The sequence below is a fragment of the Pseudoduganella dura genome (genome assembly GCF_009727155.1).
Classification (GTDB): Bacteria; Pseudomonadota; Gammaproteobacteria; order Burkholderiales; family Burkholderiaceae_D; genus Rugamonas; species Rugamonas dura.
Genome location: NZ_WNWM01000002.1, coordinates 3,853,940 through 3,867,715, shown reverse-complemented (window position 1 = coordinate 3,867,715; position 13,776 = coordinate 3,853,940). Strand labels below are relative to the sequence as shown.

14 protein-coding genes are annotated in these 13,776 nt (G+C 57.4%); 6 read left to right on the top strand and 8 right to left on the bottom strand.

The features are described from left to right. Positions 1-1,111 precede the first annotated feature (1,111 nt). The 4 genes from GJV26_RS16955 to GJV26_RS16940 all read left to right on the top strand — a co-directional run bounded on the left by GJV26_RS16955 (position 1,112) and on the right by GJV26_RS16940 (position 4,644). Complete coding sequence (locus GJV26_RS16955; protein ID WP_155709862.1) at positions 1,112-1,771, top strand: hypothetical protein; 660 nt, start codon at positions 1,112-1,114, stop codon at positions 1,769-1,771. Continuing rightward, complete coding sequence (locus GJV26_RS16950; RefSeq protein ID WP_155709861.1) at positions 1,768-2,211, top strand: hypothetical protein; 444 nt, start codon at positions 1,768-1,770, stop codon at positions 2,209-2,211. The genes GJV26_RS16955 and GJV26_RS16950 overlap by 4 nt, the downstream gene beginning before the upstream one ends. Positions 2,212-2,538: 327 nt before the next feature. Next, a complete protein-coding gene (locus tag GJV26_RS16945; RefSeq protein WP_155709860.1) occupies positions 2,539-3,156 on the top strand; it encodes a hypothetical protein in 618 nt (205 codons plus the stop codon). A gap of 168 nt (positions 3,157-3,324) precedes the next feature. Next, complete coding sequence (locus tag GJV26_RS16940) at positions 3,325-4,644, top strand: ApeA N-terminal domain 1-containing protein (RefSeq protein WP_155709859.1); 1,320 nt, start codon at positions 3,325-3,327, stop codon at positions 4,642-4,644. 895 nt (positions 4,645-5,539) lie between these two features. Here the strand turns inward: GJV26_RS16940 and GJV26_RS16935 are convergent. The 3 genes from GJV26_RS16935 to GJV26_RS16925 all read right to left on the bottom strand — a co-directional run bounded on the left by GJV26_RS16935 (position 5,540) and on the right by GJV26_RS16925 (position 7,355). Beyond that, positions 5,540-5,725, bottom strand: coding sequence for a hypothetical protein (locus tag GJV26_RS16935; protein WP_155709858.1), 186 nt, complete (start codon positions 5,723-5,725; stop codon positions 5,540-5,542). Positions 5,726-5,967: 242 nt separating this feature from the next. Continuing rightward, a complete protein-coding gene (locus GJV26_RS16930) occupies positions 5,968-6,579 on the bottom strand; it encodes an NADPH-dependent F420 reductase (protein WP_155709857.1) in 612 nt (203 codons plus the stop codon). A gap of 26 nt (positions 6,580-6,605) precedes the next feature. Beyond that, the gene (locus GJV26_RS16925; RefSeq protein WP_155709856.1) at positions 6,606-7,355 is read right to left on the bottom strand and encodes a 3-oxoacyl-ACP reductase family protein; all 750 of its coding nucleotides are present in this window, start codon (positions 7,353-7,355) and stop codon (positions 6,606-6,608) included. Between the two features lie 111 nt (positions 7,356-7,466). Between GJV26_RS16925 and GJV26_RS16920 the strand changes: the two genes are divergently transcribed. Continuing rightward, the gene (locus tag GJV26_RS16920; RefSeq protein ID WP_189441647.1) at positions 7,467-8,390 is read left to right on the top strand and encodes a LysR family transcriptional regulator; all 924 of its coding nucleotides are present in this window, start codon (positions 7,467-7,469) and stop codon (positions 8,388-8,390) included. A 20-nt stretch (positions 8,391-8,410) separates the two neighbouring features. Here the strand turns inward: GJV26_RS16920 and GJV26_RS30715 are convergent, their stop codons facing one another. The 5 genes from GJV26_RS30715 to GJV26_RS16900 all read right to left on the bottom strand — a co-directional run bounded on the left by GJV26_RS30715 (position 8,411) and on the right by GJV26_RS16900 (position 13,079). Beyond that, complete coding sequence (locus GJV26_RS30715) at positions 8,411-8,521, bottom strand: limonene-1,2-epoxide hydrolase family protein (protein WP_371866563.1); 111 nt, start codon at positions 8,519-8,521, stop codon at positions 8,411-8,413. Continuing rightward, positions 8,521-8,820 (bottom strand): limonene-1,2-epoxide hydrolase family protein, encoded by a 300-nt coding sequence (locus tag GJV26_RS16915; protein ID WP_371866489.1) that lies wholly within the window; start codon positions 8,818-8,820, stop codon positions 8,521-8,523. Before GJV26_RS16915 ends, GJV26_RS30715 begins: the two co-directional genes overlap by 1 nt. Before the next feature lie 99 nt (positions 8,821-8,919). After that, positions 8,920-9,939: an alpha/beta hydrolase gene (locus GJV26_RS16910; RefSeq protein ID WP_155709855.1), complete on the bottom strand. Its 1,020-nt coding sequence runs from the start codon at positions 9,937-9,939 to the stop codon at positions 8,920-8,922. Between the two features lie 202 nt (positions 9,940-10,141). After that, positions 10,142-11,911 carry a glutathione-regulated potassium-efflux system protein KefC gene (gene kefC / locus GJV26_RS16905; RefSeq protein ID WP_155709854.1) on the bottom strand — a complete coding sequence of 590 codons (1,770 nt, stop codon included), beginning with the start codon at positions 11,909-11,911 and terminating at the stop codon, positions 10,142-10,144. 142 nt (positions 11,912-12,053) lie between these two features. Continuing rightward, on the bottom strand, positions 12,054-13,079 hold the full coding sequence (locus GJV26_RS16900) for an aldo/keto reductase (protein ID WP_155709853.1): 1,026 nt from the start codon (positions 13,077-13,079) through the stop codon (positions 12,054-12,056). Between the two features lie 219 nt (positions 13,080-13,298). Between GJV26_RS16900 and GJV26_RS16895 the strand changes: the two genes are divergently transcribed. After that, complete coding sequence (locus GJV26_RS16895; RefSeq protein ID WP_155709852.1) at positions 13,299-13,610, top strand: c-type cytochrome; 312 nt, start codon at positions 13,299-13,301, stop codon at positions 13,608-13,610. The last annotated feature ends 166 nt before the right edge of the window (positions 13,611-13,776 follow it).

Genomic DNA, 13,776 nt, shown 5'->3' with positions numbered 1-13,776 from the left:
GCAACAGGACGCAGGCTGACGGTGGACCAGTCTATGCCGCGCCTACAACCGGCTGAAAAGTCAGCAGGTCGTTGCCAGCTGCTGCGGCATCGCGTCGACGTCGGCTTAGCGCGTGCTGCGGCTCGATTCCAGTGTCTGGCTACCAAGTGCAGGCCGTTGACGAGCCGGGTGCTGGCGACGGTGCCGACCAGGCGCCGCTGCAGTCGTTCGGCAGGTTTAACAGCGCTGTTAAACCATTTGCTGATTAACAGCCCACTTTAACAGCCCATTTGCTGAATTTTAACAGCCGCTTTAACAATCAAATGGCCACTTCCTTATATAAATCAATAGGTTAGATAGAGGTTAATTTGATTAACAAAAGCTCAAAGGGGGATATTTTCTGCGCGTGAGGAACAGTGCGGTGTCCAGCCCAAGTTACTCCAGAGAAATGACTACCCCCCTCCCTTTCGCTAGGTCGAGGCCACCGCAGCTGCGCGCTGGCAGCAGGCCTGCAGGAGGCATCATGCGACTAGCTCAGCACGTCATAAATGGTTTAACTCTTTGATTCGTAAGCACTCCTCAAATTGAGGGATGGTCGAGAGTGGGCATTGCTGGGCTGTAGAGGCCGTGCTTTGAAGGGGTAATTTGATGGGTGGACAAGGGCCACGGGAGGCTTTTGCACCTCGATCGGGTGCGCTCCCTGGCTGGGCGGATCGCCTCGACACTTGCCGATGACTGTTGATAATCAGTGAAGTGAGGATCCATGCGGGTTTGCAGGCTGCTCTGCGCCACTTTCGCGCCAGTTGATTTGTGGTTACGCGGCTGCGAATTTTACTTGCTGAGAGAGGTAGCCCAGAAGCTTCACGGTCGCTCGTGGCCAGTGTCTGTAATAGTCGCCATAAAGTGTGGCCGTGCTCGTGTAGAAAGGTCATCGCGATTGCGCTTCCGACCGTCGGCCTATGGCAAGGCTGCCCTCGGCATGTCATGATCAGGTGTAGTCACAGTCACACAGCCAGCGTAGCCACCTGCCCTATGACATTTCGACAGCCGTCGTGCTGACAAGATAGGCGGCTCGTGTCCAAGAAGTGGTATCGGCATCACGTAAAAGGTAAAGCGGATAAGAGAAAACACGATGACAATATTCAAAATATGGCTATTGAAACTACGGCTGTTCTCCATCAAGAGGAGACGGCAAATTGATCTAATAAAATTAATTATTGTTTTTGGATTATCTATAACAAGCACCATCAGCACCTTTTGGAATCTTAGCTCAACAATCGGAATTGCCGCATTAGGGGTATGTGGCGCAATTATTTTCGTCCTCATTAACGCTCGGACTGCCAAACTAATTTTCCAGTCTACCATCGATAATATCAGCGGACGTCGAACTGCTGCTCTATCTATAATCTATCTACGCCGCGTAACAAACAAGTGCATGAGTGCGCTGCTGTTTCTTACCGGTGTGAGCCTGTTGCCCTCCATAGTTCTGATAGCTGCATCGAACTTTCCGCAAGTCAAGGGGTACACTGTAGCCGATCTTAAGATCGTTCTACTGATCACCTTTGGGCTCATCATCCTCTTATTAGCAAAAATCCTAGTTTTGACATATAGAATTCGCAGAGGATATTTCGGCGGGAATAAAAGCGAGGCGCGAGAGATGATTAACTTTCTAATTGCAAACTCAGATTCTATCGACTTTAATGACCCCAACGGCGGTTTCAAACGAGCGTTAGTGCCAGAATCTTATAATTCTGAGCAAGCATCAAACCTTTGGCAAGGCGTCCGTTTATGAGCGCACCAGCAGATAAAGGAAGTTTGCTAATAAGCAGGGCCTTAGACATAATCTTTGTTAAGTACCCTGCTCGAACCTCGCTTGGCGTGACCCTTGGATTTGCAACAAAATTCCTAGTAATTTTACTGTCTGCATTCGTCGCTGTTCCTCAACAGATTCTTGAATCTTCCATTCTCGGCTGGGGAAGTATTGGAATTGTACTTTTGCATATCCAGACTATTCGAGCGCTAGCAAGAAAGGCCCCACTAGGAGACGAAGCATTAGAAACTGCCATTACGCTAATTGAGTCTGGCAATTTCAGTGCATCAGAAAGAAGACAACACTATCGCAACTTGATCGAGCGAGTATCTAAAACAGTAGCGCTAAATGCTCAGACCAGAGCTGAATTGAACTCGATAGACAAGGACGAAGATAAAAATGAGGCAATAGGGGATATCTAGGTACGCCATCGTTGAGCGTGATTTCGCCCCTGCCGTGGCTATCTCTAATCAGAAAATTGAGCTAACTAGTAGATGCCTTAGTGCGGAGCAGTACCTTTGTCAGTTGGTCCCAAATCGCATAACGGTCCAGCAGCGCTGGACCGCTTTATAACATCTACTTTAGACATACAGCGTGTGCAACTCCCTATTCAGAAAACGAGCGATGAACCAAAATTGTCAAGCTCTGTTTTATTTAATATAACTGGCGTTATAGCCTGCGCATAAAGCCGGCCGCTCATAAAAACTTTCAGGAAAATCAGCTATCCAATTAGTCTTACGGTAAATTTTATGGCAGAAACAACTAAAAAGCGACCGCAGCGGTTTACAGCCGCGTATGTAGAAAAAGTGCAAAAGCAACATGAGGCCGATAGAAATAAATGGGCGTTCTATATCGGTCATATCGTATTAACATTTACCGAGATAGAAGACCTTACATTAGATACTATTGAATGGTTTTCACCATCGTTTCATGAATTTAGCAAAACTCTCCTACTGGAAAAGAGGCTAGAATTACTTTCTACAATTTTAGACTCGCATGATGACTTAAGTGATGATTCAAAATTAGCCTTCAACAACTCAATTAAAAGAGTCCGAAAATTAGCAAGCAAACGGAACCTTATTGTCCATAACTCGGTGAGGCTGATTTTTACGACCGACTCCGACAGTGTAATTTTGTCAGCAGGCGGATTGATTTCATCAGCGCGCAATGAGGAAATCAAAATGAACTTGCAACAATTAATTGACTTTTTAGATGAGTCCAGAAATTGTTACATAGAGCTATTTAATGCCAAGAACAAAGCACATGCGCAAATAAGAAATGCTCAGTCTATTAGACATAAGCAAGAGCACAGGCGTCAAAGTGCAGCTTTACGACGCGCTCGAAAAAAAATCGAAATAGAATCGTAGCTAACGCATGAGAGACCGCTCCTACTCTAATTCGACTTTCTCGGATGATTGATGATAATCGTGGAAGTGAGGGTTCATGCGGGTTTGCGGGGAGGTGCGCGCCACTCTTGCGCCACTAAGAAAATTCGTGTCTGTTACTATTCAGGCATTAATTGCTCAGGGAAAACGATGGAAACCTTACTGGATGCTCAACGCTGGACAGGCGTGTTCTTCGTGCCGGGAGGGTTCGACAACCGTTTCGCTGGCGAGTTGCACTACTCCCCTACGAATGGCATCGAACTCGATGCGTCATTGCTTGGCCGAGAGCAGCTATGTGATGGAGAAGTCCTTCACGGGCATCTATCAGATGGCTCATCCTGTAGCCTTGTCGGCGACTTCTCACTTAGCGGATCAATCAAGCGTGTACAGATGGGAACGCCGTCGTTCAGATGTAGAGTTGCCTTTAGATTTCTCATTCTGGGGAGACACATTACCCTCGACGAAAGCATTCAGAGCGTTAATCTCGATTTGAGTAATATGCAAGAGTTCTTCTATCCTGAGCACTCCGTACACCAGATTCCTCTTTCAGCAGATGCCTCTATCTCAGTGCCGCTACCATTTGGTTCGATTACTATGCATCAGACTGCATCGCTATCCCCGCTCGCAAATGAAGTAACAGCTCTTCTATATAGTACAAATGAAAAGGCACTACAGGAGCTAGAAGCATTATTTTCTACCATCCAAGAAAAGTATGGTCACGAGCTTTACCGGCGAGATAGTTTTGCATACCGGGTAAGTATCAAATTTGACAGCGGCACTTCGTTATCCGAAGCTCATAGCAACATACGCAGACTAGCCAATATTTTTTCGCTCTTTACCTATTCCCCGGTTTACCCAACTCAGACAGAAGTGTTGTTCAAAGAAGGCCGAAGAAGTGCGACTCTCTACACCTCATCGATCCTAGATCCGAGAACAGTTGAAATTTGCAAAAGTTCGACTTCGCACTGGCACATGCCCATCACCGCTAACAAAGTGAACCTTCGCGAAGTAATACAAAGCTGGTTCTCAAAAGAAAATGACTATACGACTGTAATCTCAAGCCTTCAAAACGAAACCCGTGTTTACACAATTTCAGAAATCTACGGAAGCATAGTACTGCTGACTTCGCAAATGGAGACAATAAGTGTCAGACATAAAGTTCCTGCGAAAGAAAAATATGAATATCCAATAAAGAAATTTGGCTCATTACATTTACATGAAATTTTATGCGAAACACTTGCATGTACGGATTTAGCTAAACTTGGCGTGGCAATAGGCAACTTACGAGGCGACATCGCTCATGTTGGGCGTCCTCTCAATTATATAAACAAATTGACTACGCTTAAACTGTTACAAGTTTCTGAATGCATGAGACTGATAGTCATTGGCTTTATTCTTTCCGAAATTGGCATCCCTTTTGCATTGATTGAGAAATACCAAGATCATTTCGCCCTCGACCGGCTGACTTAAAAGCAACGCGGCTGACGCCTCTTAGGCGTATTGCCTGCTACAGCTTCCATCCTGCTGCACCGCACAATGGAAGAAATTGTTGTAGAGCTAGAGCAGTACATGTCGAAGGGTGCAAAAAGAGCGCCGAAGGGTACACACAAAAAACTGTGCTCCCTTTGCGCCCTTTGGGGATTTTCTGCTCCCTTCAGGCGTGATCGCATCGCTGTAGAACACAACTCAAGGCTATTAATTTGTCGGATTTTATTGCAATGCAAAATAGCTCACAAAGCCATCAAGAGCCAGCTATAGTGAATGCAGGAGGGCACATGCAAGATTACGATCTTTTGACCTGCCGCCGCTCAGACTTCATAGGAGCCGCACTTGTTGAGGCAGCAATCACAATTCAGAGTGCGCACGGGTACTCCGCCGGTCGGCATTTGCTCGAGCTGGAAGGGATGCCACGGGAGGTAATCGAACGAGTTTTCGGAAGCCAGAGAGCCAGGAGATCGAAGTTGCATACTCTCTTGCCCCGGCCTGTAATCTACGATGCAAGCTTGCTATCGCACGTGCTCACCAGGCTAACTCAGCCAGTCTCCTCAATTTGAGAAGACCCCCACCTCGCCGCAAGACACTCGGCCGCAGGACTAGAGTGCGATATCAGATCAGCATCTGACACGATCCAGCCGAGGGCAGCCCTAGATTTTGTTGGTATGTCTGTTGGTATGTTTTCTGATCCATAACCGTAGATCCAGCAAATATGCGGCCTTCAAACGCATTTATGATTCCGGTTCCCGCACCACGAACGAATACGAAGAAGTCCAGCAGCATCCAGAAACCCGCATGCCTCCAGGCGTAGCGGGTTTTTTGTTGTCCGGCGATGGGAATCGCAATCAGCGCTGCACATCCCTACCCGAAATCAATCGGTGAAATCGACCAGCTTGTGAAGCAGCCGGTTCAGCATCCTGTGATGCCAGCGACGCTCGTCGCTATATAAAATGCTGAGCCGCCGTGCATCGTCGACTGTCAACACCGGGCTGCGGTAATGCAGCACTTCGACAGCAAGCTTGATCGGGCCAACAAAATCCACCAGCAGACGTTCCATCCACGTTCCTCCAACACACCATTACAGAAAAAGCCGGAATGCCACTCAGCGTCGTGCGGAAACGCTTGAGATACCAAAAACAAAATCAGGCCACTGGTGCTGAATTCTTTGGCCCGCTCTCATGCGAGCGCCAATACGTCACGCGAAGTCTGCCGCGATAGCCGGAAAATCCTGGTGCTTCGCTGGTGGCGCCTCTTCTTGATCCCCAGTCCAGGCAGCTGGGCGACACAACGCGGCCAGAGTTACACGGCAACCTTGTCGAACTTCACGAGATTCAACGATGGCAGCGGCCCACCGGGAAATTGCGACAGGCGCCCACCGCCCCCCAGTGTACCCAGATCGATGCCGAAGAAGCCCATCCGTTCGATCAGCTCCAGTACCTCGGCCTTCGCCTCCCCGTTGTCACCGGCCACGAACAGCACACGCCGCCCGCCTTCCGCCCGCGGGTCGCTGGCCAACAATGCCGGCGGCAGGTGGTTGAACGCCTTGACCAGGCGGGCGCCAGGAAGCAGGTCGGCCACTACTTCGCTGGATGCACGCCCGCCCAGGTCGAACGGGCGGAATGTCGGGGCCTCGATGGGATTGTTGGCATCGATGACGATGCGACCGCCCCACGGCCCCAGTTCGCGCACGGCATCCGGGATTTTCGACCAGTTCACGGCCAGGAAGACGATGTCGGCACTGGCGGCCTCGCGCACCGTCGCGGCACGGATATGCGGACCGAGTTCGCCTTCCAGCGCCGCCAGCGAGTCGGGGCCGCGACGGTTGGCGATGATGGCGTCGATGCCGGCGTTGGCGAGCGCGCGGGCAATGGCCGTGCCGATCGCGCCGGCACCGATGATTCCGATCTTCATGCTGTTCTCCTCGATCTAAAAAGGGATCAGGCCGTGAAGCCGCCGTCGACCAGCAGCTCGGCGCCGCTGACGAATGAAGCTTCGTCGGAGGCCAGGTAGCTGACCGCGGCGGCGATGTCGCGCCCTTCGCCGTAGCGGCCGACCGCGATGCCGGGCTTGACGAAATCGGCAACTGCGCCGTCGGCCGGGTTCATGTCGCTGTCGGTGGGGCCGGGGTGCACCGTGTTGACGGTGATGCCCTTCGGCCCCAGGTCGCGCACGAGGCCGCGCGTGAAGCCGGTCACGGCGCCCTTCGTCAGCGTGTAGGCGGAGGCGGTCGGGAATGCCGCGTACTGCACCATCGAGCTGCCGATGTGGATGATGCGACCGCCCTGGCCCATGTGCCGCAGCGCTGCCTGCGTGGCGACGAACACGCCGGTGACGTTCACGGCCAGGATACGTTCGAAGTCCTCGAAGGCGATGTCCGCCGGTGCGCCCAGCACGCTGATGCCGGCGTTGTTGACGAGAATGTCGATGTGACCGAAGCGTTCGGCGACCCCGTTCACCGCGGCGCGTACGGCCTGCGGGTTGCCGGCATCGGCCTGCAGGGCGATCGCCTTGCCGCCCGCCGCTTCGATGGCCGCGACGACTTCGTTGGCGCGGTCGGGCGACGCGTTGTAGGTGATGGCGACGGTGGCGCCGTCGGCGGCCAGGCGCCGGGCGATCGCTGCGCCGATCGAGCGGCTGCCGCCGGTGACGATGGCGATCTTGCCTTGCAGTTTGCGGGACGTGTCCATGATATTTCCTTTCGAAGTGGTTGGTTGATGAGAGAAGTATGGATTCTTGCTCTTTCAAGCGGTACTCTGAGCCATCTATAATCAGTTTCAAGCAAACGTTGAAAGCGAACCGTGGAAACCCTGTCGAACCTGGAGTCCTTCGTCCGCAGCGCCGAGTCGGCGAGCTTTTCGGCCGCGGCGCGCCGGCTGGCATTGACGCCTGCGGCGGTGAGCCGCAACGTGGCCCAACTGGAACGCAACCTCGGTGTGCGCCTGTTCCAGCGCAGCACCCGCGGCCTGACGCTGACGGAAGCGGGAGAACGCTTCCTGCAGGCCGTATCGGGCGGCCTGGACAGCATCCAGGGTGCGATCGCCGAAGTGACAGCCAAGGCGGGCCAGCCGGCCGGGGTGCTGAAACTGAACGCCGCGCACCGCTTCGGCACCGACTTCCTGCTGCCGATGATGCCGGCCTTCGTCCAGCGCTATCCTGCGGTGGTGCCCGACTGGCATTTCGACAACCGGCAGGTCGACCTGATACGCGACGGTTTCGACGCGGCCGTGGGCGGCGGCTTCGACCTGCCGCCGGGCGTCGTCGCACGCGAGCTGTCGCGGCTGCACATCGTGGCAGTCGCCACGCCGCAGTTCATGCGCGGCCGCACGGCGCCGGCAAGGCCGGCCGATCTGATCGAGCATGAAGGCGTGGTGATGCGCTCCGTGTTCAGCGGCCGCGTCGTCCGGCGCATGTTCCGGAACGATGCCGGCGAAACGCAGGCCGGCGAACAGCGCGCCGTCATGACCGTCAACGATCCCGATGCGCTCGTGCGCGGCGTGCTGATGCACATGGGGATCGGCCTGATGGCCATGCCCCACGTGATGCACCATCTCGAAACCGGTGAGCTGGTGCGGGTGCTCCCCGGCTGGCACGAGGAGGCGGGCGCGATCTCGCTGTACTTCACGAGCCAGAAACTGATGCCGGCAAAAACGCGCGCGTTTGTCGATTTCGTCACGGAACAGTTCCGCCTGCAGAACCTGGCGCAACGCTTCCTGGCCAGCTGATGGGCCGGCCCGCACGCCGGCTAGGCCGTGGCCGCGCCGCGGATCCTTGCCAGCTGCCTGTCGAAGTCCGCCGGGTCAAAGTAGTCGCGCCACACCGTGATCCGCCCGTCCTTCACGGTGATTGTTCCCATCACGGGCAGTGTGATGGCCCCCCGTCGCGATGACGGAAGATGTCGATACGCTCGTTCAGGACGACATTGCCAGCCGCGGCGATATGCGTCACCTTCCAGTCCAGCAGGAACTCGGTGCCGACGCCAAAGCCGCGATGGAAGGCGCCCACCGCGTCGCGCCCGACGATATCGGGAAAGGGCACGTTGTCGTACAGGACATCGTCGGCCAGCATCAGCAGGGCCTCGTCGATACGGTTATGGTTCCAGTGCGAAAAGAATAGCTCGGCAATCTGCACGGGCGTGGTGTCTTGATGCTGCATGGATGATCCTCTCGTTCGGTAAGCAACTGTTTGCCGGAGCGCGGCAACGCTGCCCATGGCGCCGCATGAGCGCGGCGGCATAGCGTTGCCATACGGTGATTACTTCAGGTGCCTGGCCAGTTCGCCGCCCGCCTGACGCATGGCCGATTCAACCGCGGGTACCGTCGCCAGGGCATTGAGCAGGCCATAGTCATGGATCAGCCCGTTGTAGCGCGTGACCGTGACATCGACGCCGGCGGCATCGAGCTTGCGGCCATATGCCTCGCCTTCGTCGCGCAGCACGTCCAGTTCGGCGGTCTGGATCAGTGCCGGGGGCAGGCCCTGCAATTGGGCTTTCGTCGCACGCAGCGGCGAGGCGGTGATCTCCGCCCGCTTCGCCGCATCTTTCGTGTAGCTGTCCCAGAACCATTTCATCATGCCCTTGGTCAGGAAGTAGCCGTTCTCGAACTGCTTGTACGAGCCGGTGTCGAAATTCGCATCGGTCACCGGCCACAGCAGTGCCTGGAAGCGGATCTTCGGCTGCCCCTTCTGCTTGGCCATCAGGCTCACCACGGCCGCCATATTGCCGCCCACGCTATTGCCGGCGACCGCCAGGCGCGTCCCGTCGACCTTGATTTCCTGGCCGTGTGCCGCGACCCATTTCGTGGCGGCATACGCCTGGTTGATCGCGGTCCCGTACTGGGCCTCCGGCGAAGGCGTGTAGTTCACGAATACCGCGGCCGCGCCGGAGTGGTTCACCAGGTCGCGCACGAGACGCGAGTGGGTCGGGAAGTCGCCCAGCACCCAACCGCCGCCATGGAAGAACATGAACACCGGCACGTCGGCCTTCGCGCCGCGCGGGCGCATGATCGTCAGCTCGACCTTCTGGCCATCCTGGGTGATCGTCCTGTTGGTTACTTCCACCGACGACAGATCGGTCGGCACCGAAGCCTGGGCGCCGACGAGCACCTGGCGCGCTTCATTGGGCGGCAGCTGCTCGATCGGCTTGCCGCCACCGCCGTTCAGCGCCTTCAGAAACGCTTCGACGCGGTGCTCGGGAATCGGGACAGGTTCGGCCGCATGCGCCATCTGGGCAGCGGCGAGCGACAAGGCGGAAAGGATGTGTGTGCTGTTTTTCATGGGTCTCGATCAGGTAGTTTTGCGATGGGCTTGCTCCGCTCGTTAATCCGATGACACGTCGGAGCGCTTCCGGACCTACGAGCGAAGCCAGCCAGCAAAAGGTAACCTGCCCCATCAAGTACGACAATACAGCAGGAGCTCCTTATAGTTTTTCCCTGGAGGCATCAATATGGCTGTACACGCAATGCAAGCGGACACCGATTCACGTCTGCGTGCGTTCGATGCTGCGCCGGTCATGTTCGAGTGATTGCGCCAGTTCCTGCCGGGCCTCGCGCTCCGCCGATACCAGCGAACCTTCGTCATGATGGAGCGGGAACATCGCCTCGAGCGTGTCGAGGTTATGCGAACGGAAGACCTCCTTTGCGCGCACGGCCCCGGCGGCATCCAGCCCCAATTGCTCCAGGGCCCGCTGTCCGATCAGCAGTGCCGATTCGAATGTCTCGCGCTCGATGATGTCCACGCCCCGCTCGCGCAGTTCGAACAGGTGCGCCACGTTGCGTGCCCTGGCGATCATCTTCAAATGCGGAAAATGTTCGCGTACCAGATCGGTCAGGCGCAGGCTGCTCTCGGTGTTGTCGATTGCATTGATCAGGAGAACTGCCTTGTCGGCTTCCGCACTGCGCAGCAAATCCAGGCGGGTGGCATCGCCATAGAATACCCGCATGCCGTAGTTGCGCAGCATGTCGATCAGGTCCGGGTCGTTGTCCAGCACGGTCATGCCGATGCCGGACGCGGCCAGCATGCGACCGGCGATCTGCCCTACCCGGCCGAAGCCCGCAATGATGACCCTGGCACCATCCGGGTCGATCGCATCGGGTGGCGGTAGTGCCTGTGCGTGTTGTCGTCGGCTCAACCACTCCCCGCCTGCCACCCCGAGTGGCGTCAACGCCATGGACACGGCCACCACCAGCACCAGGGTTTCTTGCCATGCTGCCGATAACAAACCCGCCGTGGCCGCCACGGCCAGCACGACGAACGCAAACTCGCTTCCTTGCGCCAACACCCCTGCGAACGGCCACCTCTGCACCGGCGGCACGGGGAGCGCACGGGCGGTCAGCCACAGCAGCGCCATCTTCAGCGCGACATATGCAACGGTGAGCGACGCAATGCGCACGGGGCCGTCGGCGAGCAAGCCAAAATTGACGGACATGCCGACGGACGTGAAGAACAATCCGAGCAGCAAGCCCTTGAACGGCTCGAGGTCCGTCTCCAGCGCCTTGCGATACTCCGAACTCGCCAGCAGCACGCCGGCCAGGAATGCGCCAAGCCCCATCGACAGATTGGCAAGCGCCATCAGCTGCGCGATACCAAGGACCAGCAGCAGCGCGAATGCCGTGAAGATTTCACGCAGCCCCGTGCGTGCGATGAGGTGCAGCGCCGGCCGCATGAGATACCGCCCGACGACCAATACCCCGGCTACCGCGCCCAGGGCCCACGGCCACTTGAAACTGGCCGCACCGGCGCCGCCCAGCAACGGTACCGCGACAAGAACCGGGATGGCCGCCATGTCCTGGAACAGCAGAATGGCAAACGCCGCCTTGCCGCCCGGGGTGTGCTCCATGCAGCGCTCATTCATGTTCTGCACGGCGATGGCCGTCGAGGACAGGGCCAGGGCGATGCCGGCGACGCACGCACCGGTCCAGGGTATCCCCAGCAGCCATCCGACTGCGCCCAGCGCCACGCTGCAGGCCGTCATTTGCAGCGCACCGCCACCCAGTACCAGCGCACGCATCGCGATCAATTTTGCAGGCTGCAACTCGAGCCCGATGAGGAACAGCATCAGCACCACGCCGATCTCGGCAACGTGGCTGATCCGGTCGATACGGGTAATCAATGCCAGGCCCCAGGGACCGATCATGGCTCCGGCAATCAGGTAACCCAGCACGGAACCAAGGCCCAGCCGCTGCGCCAGCGGGACCAGCAGGACGGCTGCGGTAAGGAACACCAGGGGCGTGAGCAGAAGATCGTGCATGGACAAGTTCGCGGTCGGGTCGCCGCGGACCGTGGATGATCGGCAGGCAGGGGCATTCAGGAATGATGACCAGCCCGCCACAGCCGATCGACAACGATTGCGCGCCGGGTAAAGGAGCCGGATCGGAGGAGCGCGATTGCTGTCAGCGCAGGAATTTCTCCCGATGGGCATTGGTCGTCGCCTGCACCCAGCCAGGATAGGACGGCGCCAGCCTGGTTGCGGCATCGAGTTCCGCCATATCATGAGCGGTCAGCACGATATCCAGCGCCCCGGCGTTGTCACGCAACTGCTCGGCGCGCCGCGCACCCACGATCGCGCACGTCACCCCGGCTTGCGCCAGCACCCAGGCCAGGGCGATCCGCGCGGGACTCGCGTCGTGCCGCGCCGCGACCGGCCTGATCGCATCGATCACGCGATATCCATGTTCGGTATCGACCGGCGGGAAATCGATGTGCATTCTCCTCGCGTTGGCATCGGTGCCACCTTCCCGCCCGAATTTCCCGGACAGCAGCCCGCCGGCCAGCGGGCTCCAGGCCATCAGGCCCAGTTGCTGGTCGATCGCCAGCGGCAGTATCTCGCGCTCGATGTCGCGGACGGCGAGCGAATAGCAAGCCTGCACGGAAGCATAGGCGGACCAGCCGCGCAGGGCCGACACCCCGAGTGCGCGGGCCACCTGCCATGCCGCCAGGTTCGAACAGCCGATGTAACGGATCTTCCCCGCAGATACCGCGTCGTCCAGTGCGCGCAGCGTTTCCTCGACCGGCGTCAGGGCATCGAAGTTATGCACCTGGTATAGATCGACGTGGTCCGTGCGCAGACGGCGCAGGCTGTTCTCCAGGGCACGCATCAGGTGCACACGTGACTGGCCCGCATCGTTGGGGCCCCTGCCCGTCGCGGCATGGAATTTCGTCGCCAGCACGATATCTTCCCGGCGCCCCGACAGGACCTGTCCCAGCAGGCTTTCCGATTCGCCGGCGGCGTAGACGTCCGCCGTGTCGATGAAATTGATGCCCAGGTCGATGGCTTCTCCAATGATCGCATCGGTCTCCTGGAGCGACAGTCCGCCGACCTTGTCGTAGGGGGGAGTTGCCGCTCCTCCGAACGTCATGCCTCCCAGGCAGAGGCGCGACACGATGATGCCGGTGTTACCGAGTTTCTTGTACTGCATGGTGTGCTTCTCCAGCGAAGGCCGGGCTGCGGCAGCATGCCGCGCATGGCCATGCTGGCATCCGGATGAACGCCGGCCATGGCTGCCTTGGTCCGAAGTTACCAGCGAGCCGTCGACGCGCCAATACCGCTCGCTGTCGTTTCAGTTGTGCCGCCCATGCATGAATCGGACCTCCGTGCGGCGGCTAGAATCCGGCCGGAACCATATCTGGAGAACACCATGAAACACTTCATCATTGCCGGCGTATTGCTGGGCTCTACTGCCGTATCCACTCATGCCCTGGCGAATGCCGACCTGGCGAAGGCCAGGAACTGCATGGCGTGCCATGCGGTCGCGAACAAGCTGGTCGGGCCTTCGTACAGGGACGTGGCCGCGAAGTATGCCGGCCAGAAGGATGCCGAAGCGAAACTGGTCACGAAGGTCATCAAGGGCGGTGCGGGCGTGTGGGGCGCGATCCCGATGCCGCCCAGCCCGCAGGTGAGCGAAGCCGATGCGCACACGCTCGTGAAATGGATCCTCGATCAAAAATAATTTCTCGTGCCGAACCTGGCCGGGCCCCGGCCCGGCTTTTTTTTCGCCCGCAGTTTGCCCGACGCATTTGTGCCGAAACGGCACTACTGATTCAACCCCCGACTGTCTTGCTGGCGATGTTGATGACTTGTAACGTTCGCACCGATAAGGAGTACGGGTCAGGCGC

Bases quoted from the DNA above. Each gene is read 5' to 3' on its own strand.
- GJV26_RS16915 (WP_371866489.1), bottom strand. From the start codon at position 8,820: ATGCAGCATCAAGACACCACGCCCGTGCAGATTGCCGAGCTATTCTTT.
- GJV26_RS16895 (WP_155709852.1), top strand. From the start codon at position 13,299: ATGAAACACTTCATCATTGCCGGCGTATTGCTGGGCTCTACTGCCGTA.
- GJV26_RS16930 (WP_155709857.1), bottom strand. From the start codon at position 6,579: ATGAAGATCGGAATCATCGGTGCCGGCGCGATCGGCACGGCCATTGCC.
- GJV26_RS16910 (WP_155709855.1), bottom strand. From the start codon at position 9,939: ATGAAAAACAGCACACACATCCTTTCCGCCTTGTCGCTCGCCGCTGCC.
- GJV26_RS16925 (WP_155709856.1), bottom strand. From the start codon at position 7,355: ATGGACACGTCCCGCAAACTGCAAGGCAAGATCGCCATCGTCACCGGC.
- GJV26_RS16900 (WP_155709853.1), bottom strand. From the start codon at position 13,079: ATGCAGTACAAGAAACTCGGTAACACCGGCATCATCGTGTCGCGCCTC.
- GJV26_RS16935 (WP_155709858.1), bottom strand. From the start codon at position 5,725: ATGGAACGTCTGCTGGTGGATTTTGTTGGCCCGATCAAGCTTGCTGTC.
- GJV26_RS30715 (WP_371866563.1), bottom strand. From the start codon at position 8,521: ATGGGAACAATCACCGTGAAGGACGGGCGGATCACGGTGTGGCGCGAC.
- GJV26_RS16940 (WP_155709859.1), top strand. From the start codon at position 3,325: ATGGAAACCTTACTGGATGCTCAACGCTGGACAGGCGTGTTCTTCGTG.
- GJV26_RS16955 (WP_155709862.1), top strand. From the start codon at position 1,112: ATGACAATATTCAAAATATGGCTATTGAAACTACGGCTGTTCTCCATC.
- GJV26_RS16950 (WP_155709861.1), top strand. From the start codon at position 1,768: ATGAGCGCACCAGCAGATAAAGGAAGTTTGCTAATAAGCAGGGCCTTA.
- kefC (WP_155709854.1), bottom strand. From the start codon at position 11,911: ATGCACGATCTTCTGCTCACGCCCCTGGTGTTCCTTACCGCAGCCGTC.
- GJV26_RS16945 (WP_155709860.1), top strand. From the start codon at position 2,539: ATGGCAGAAACAACTAAAAAGCGACCGCAGCGGTTTACAGCCGCGTAT.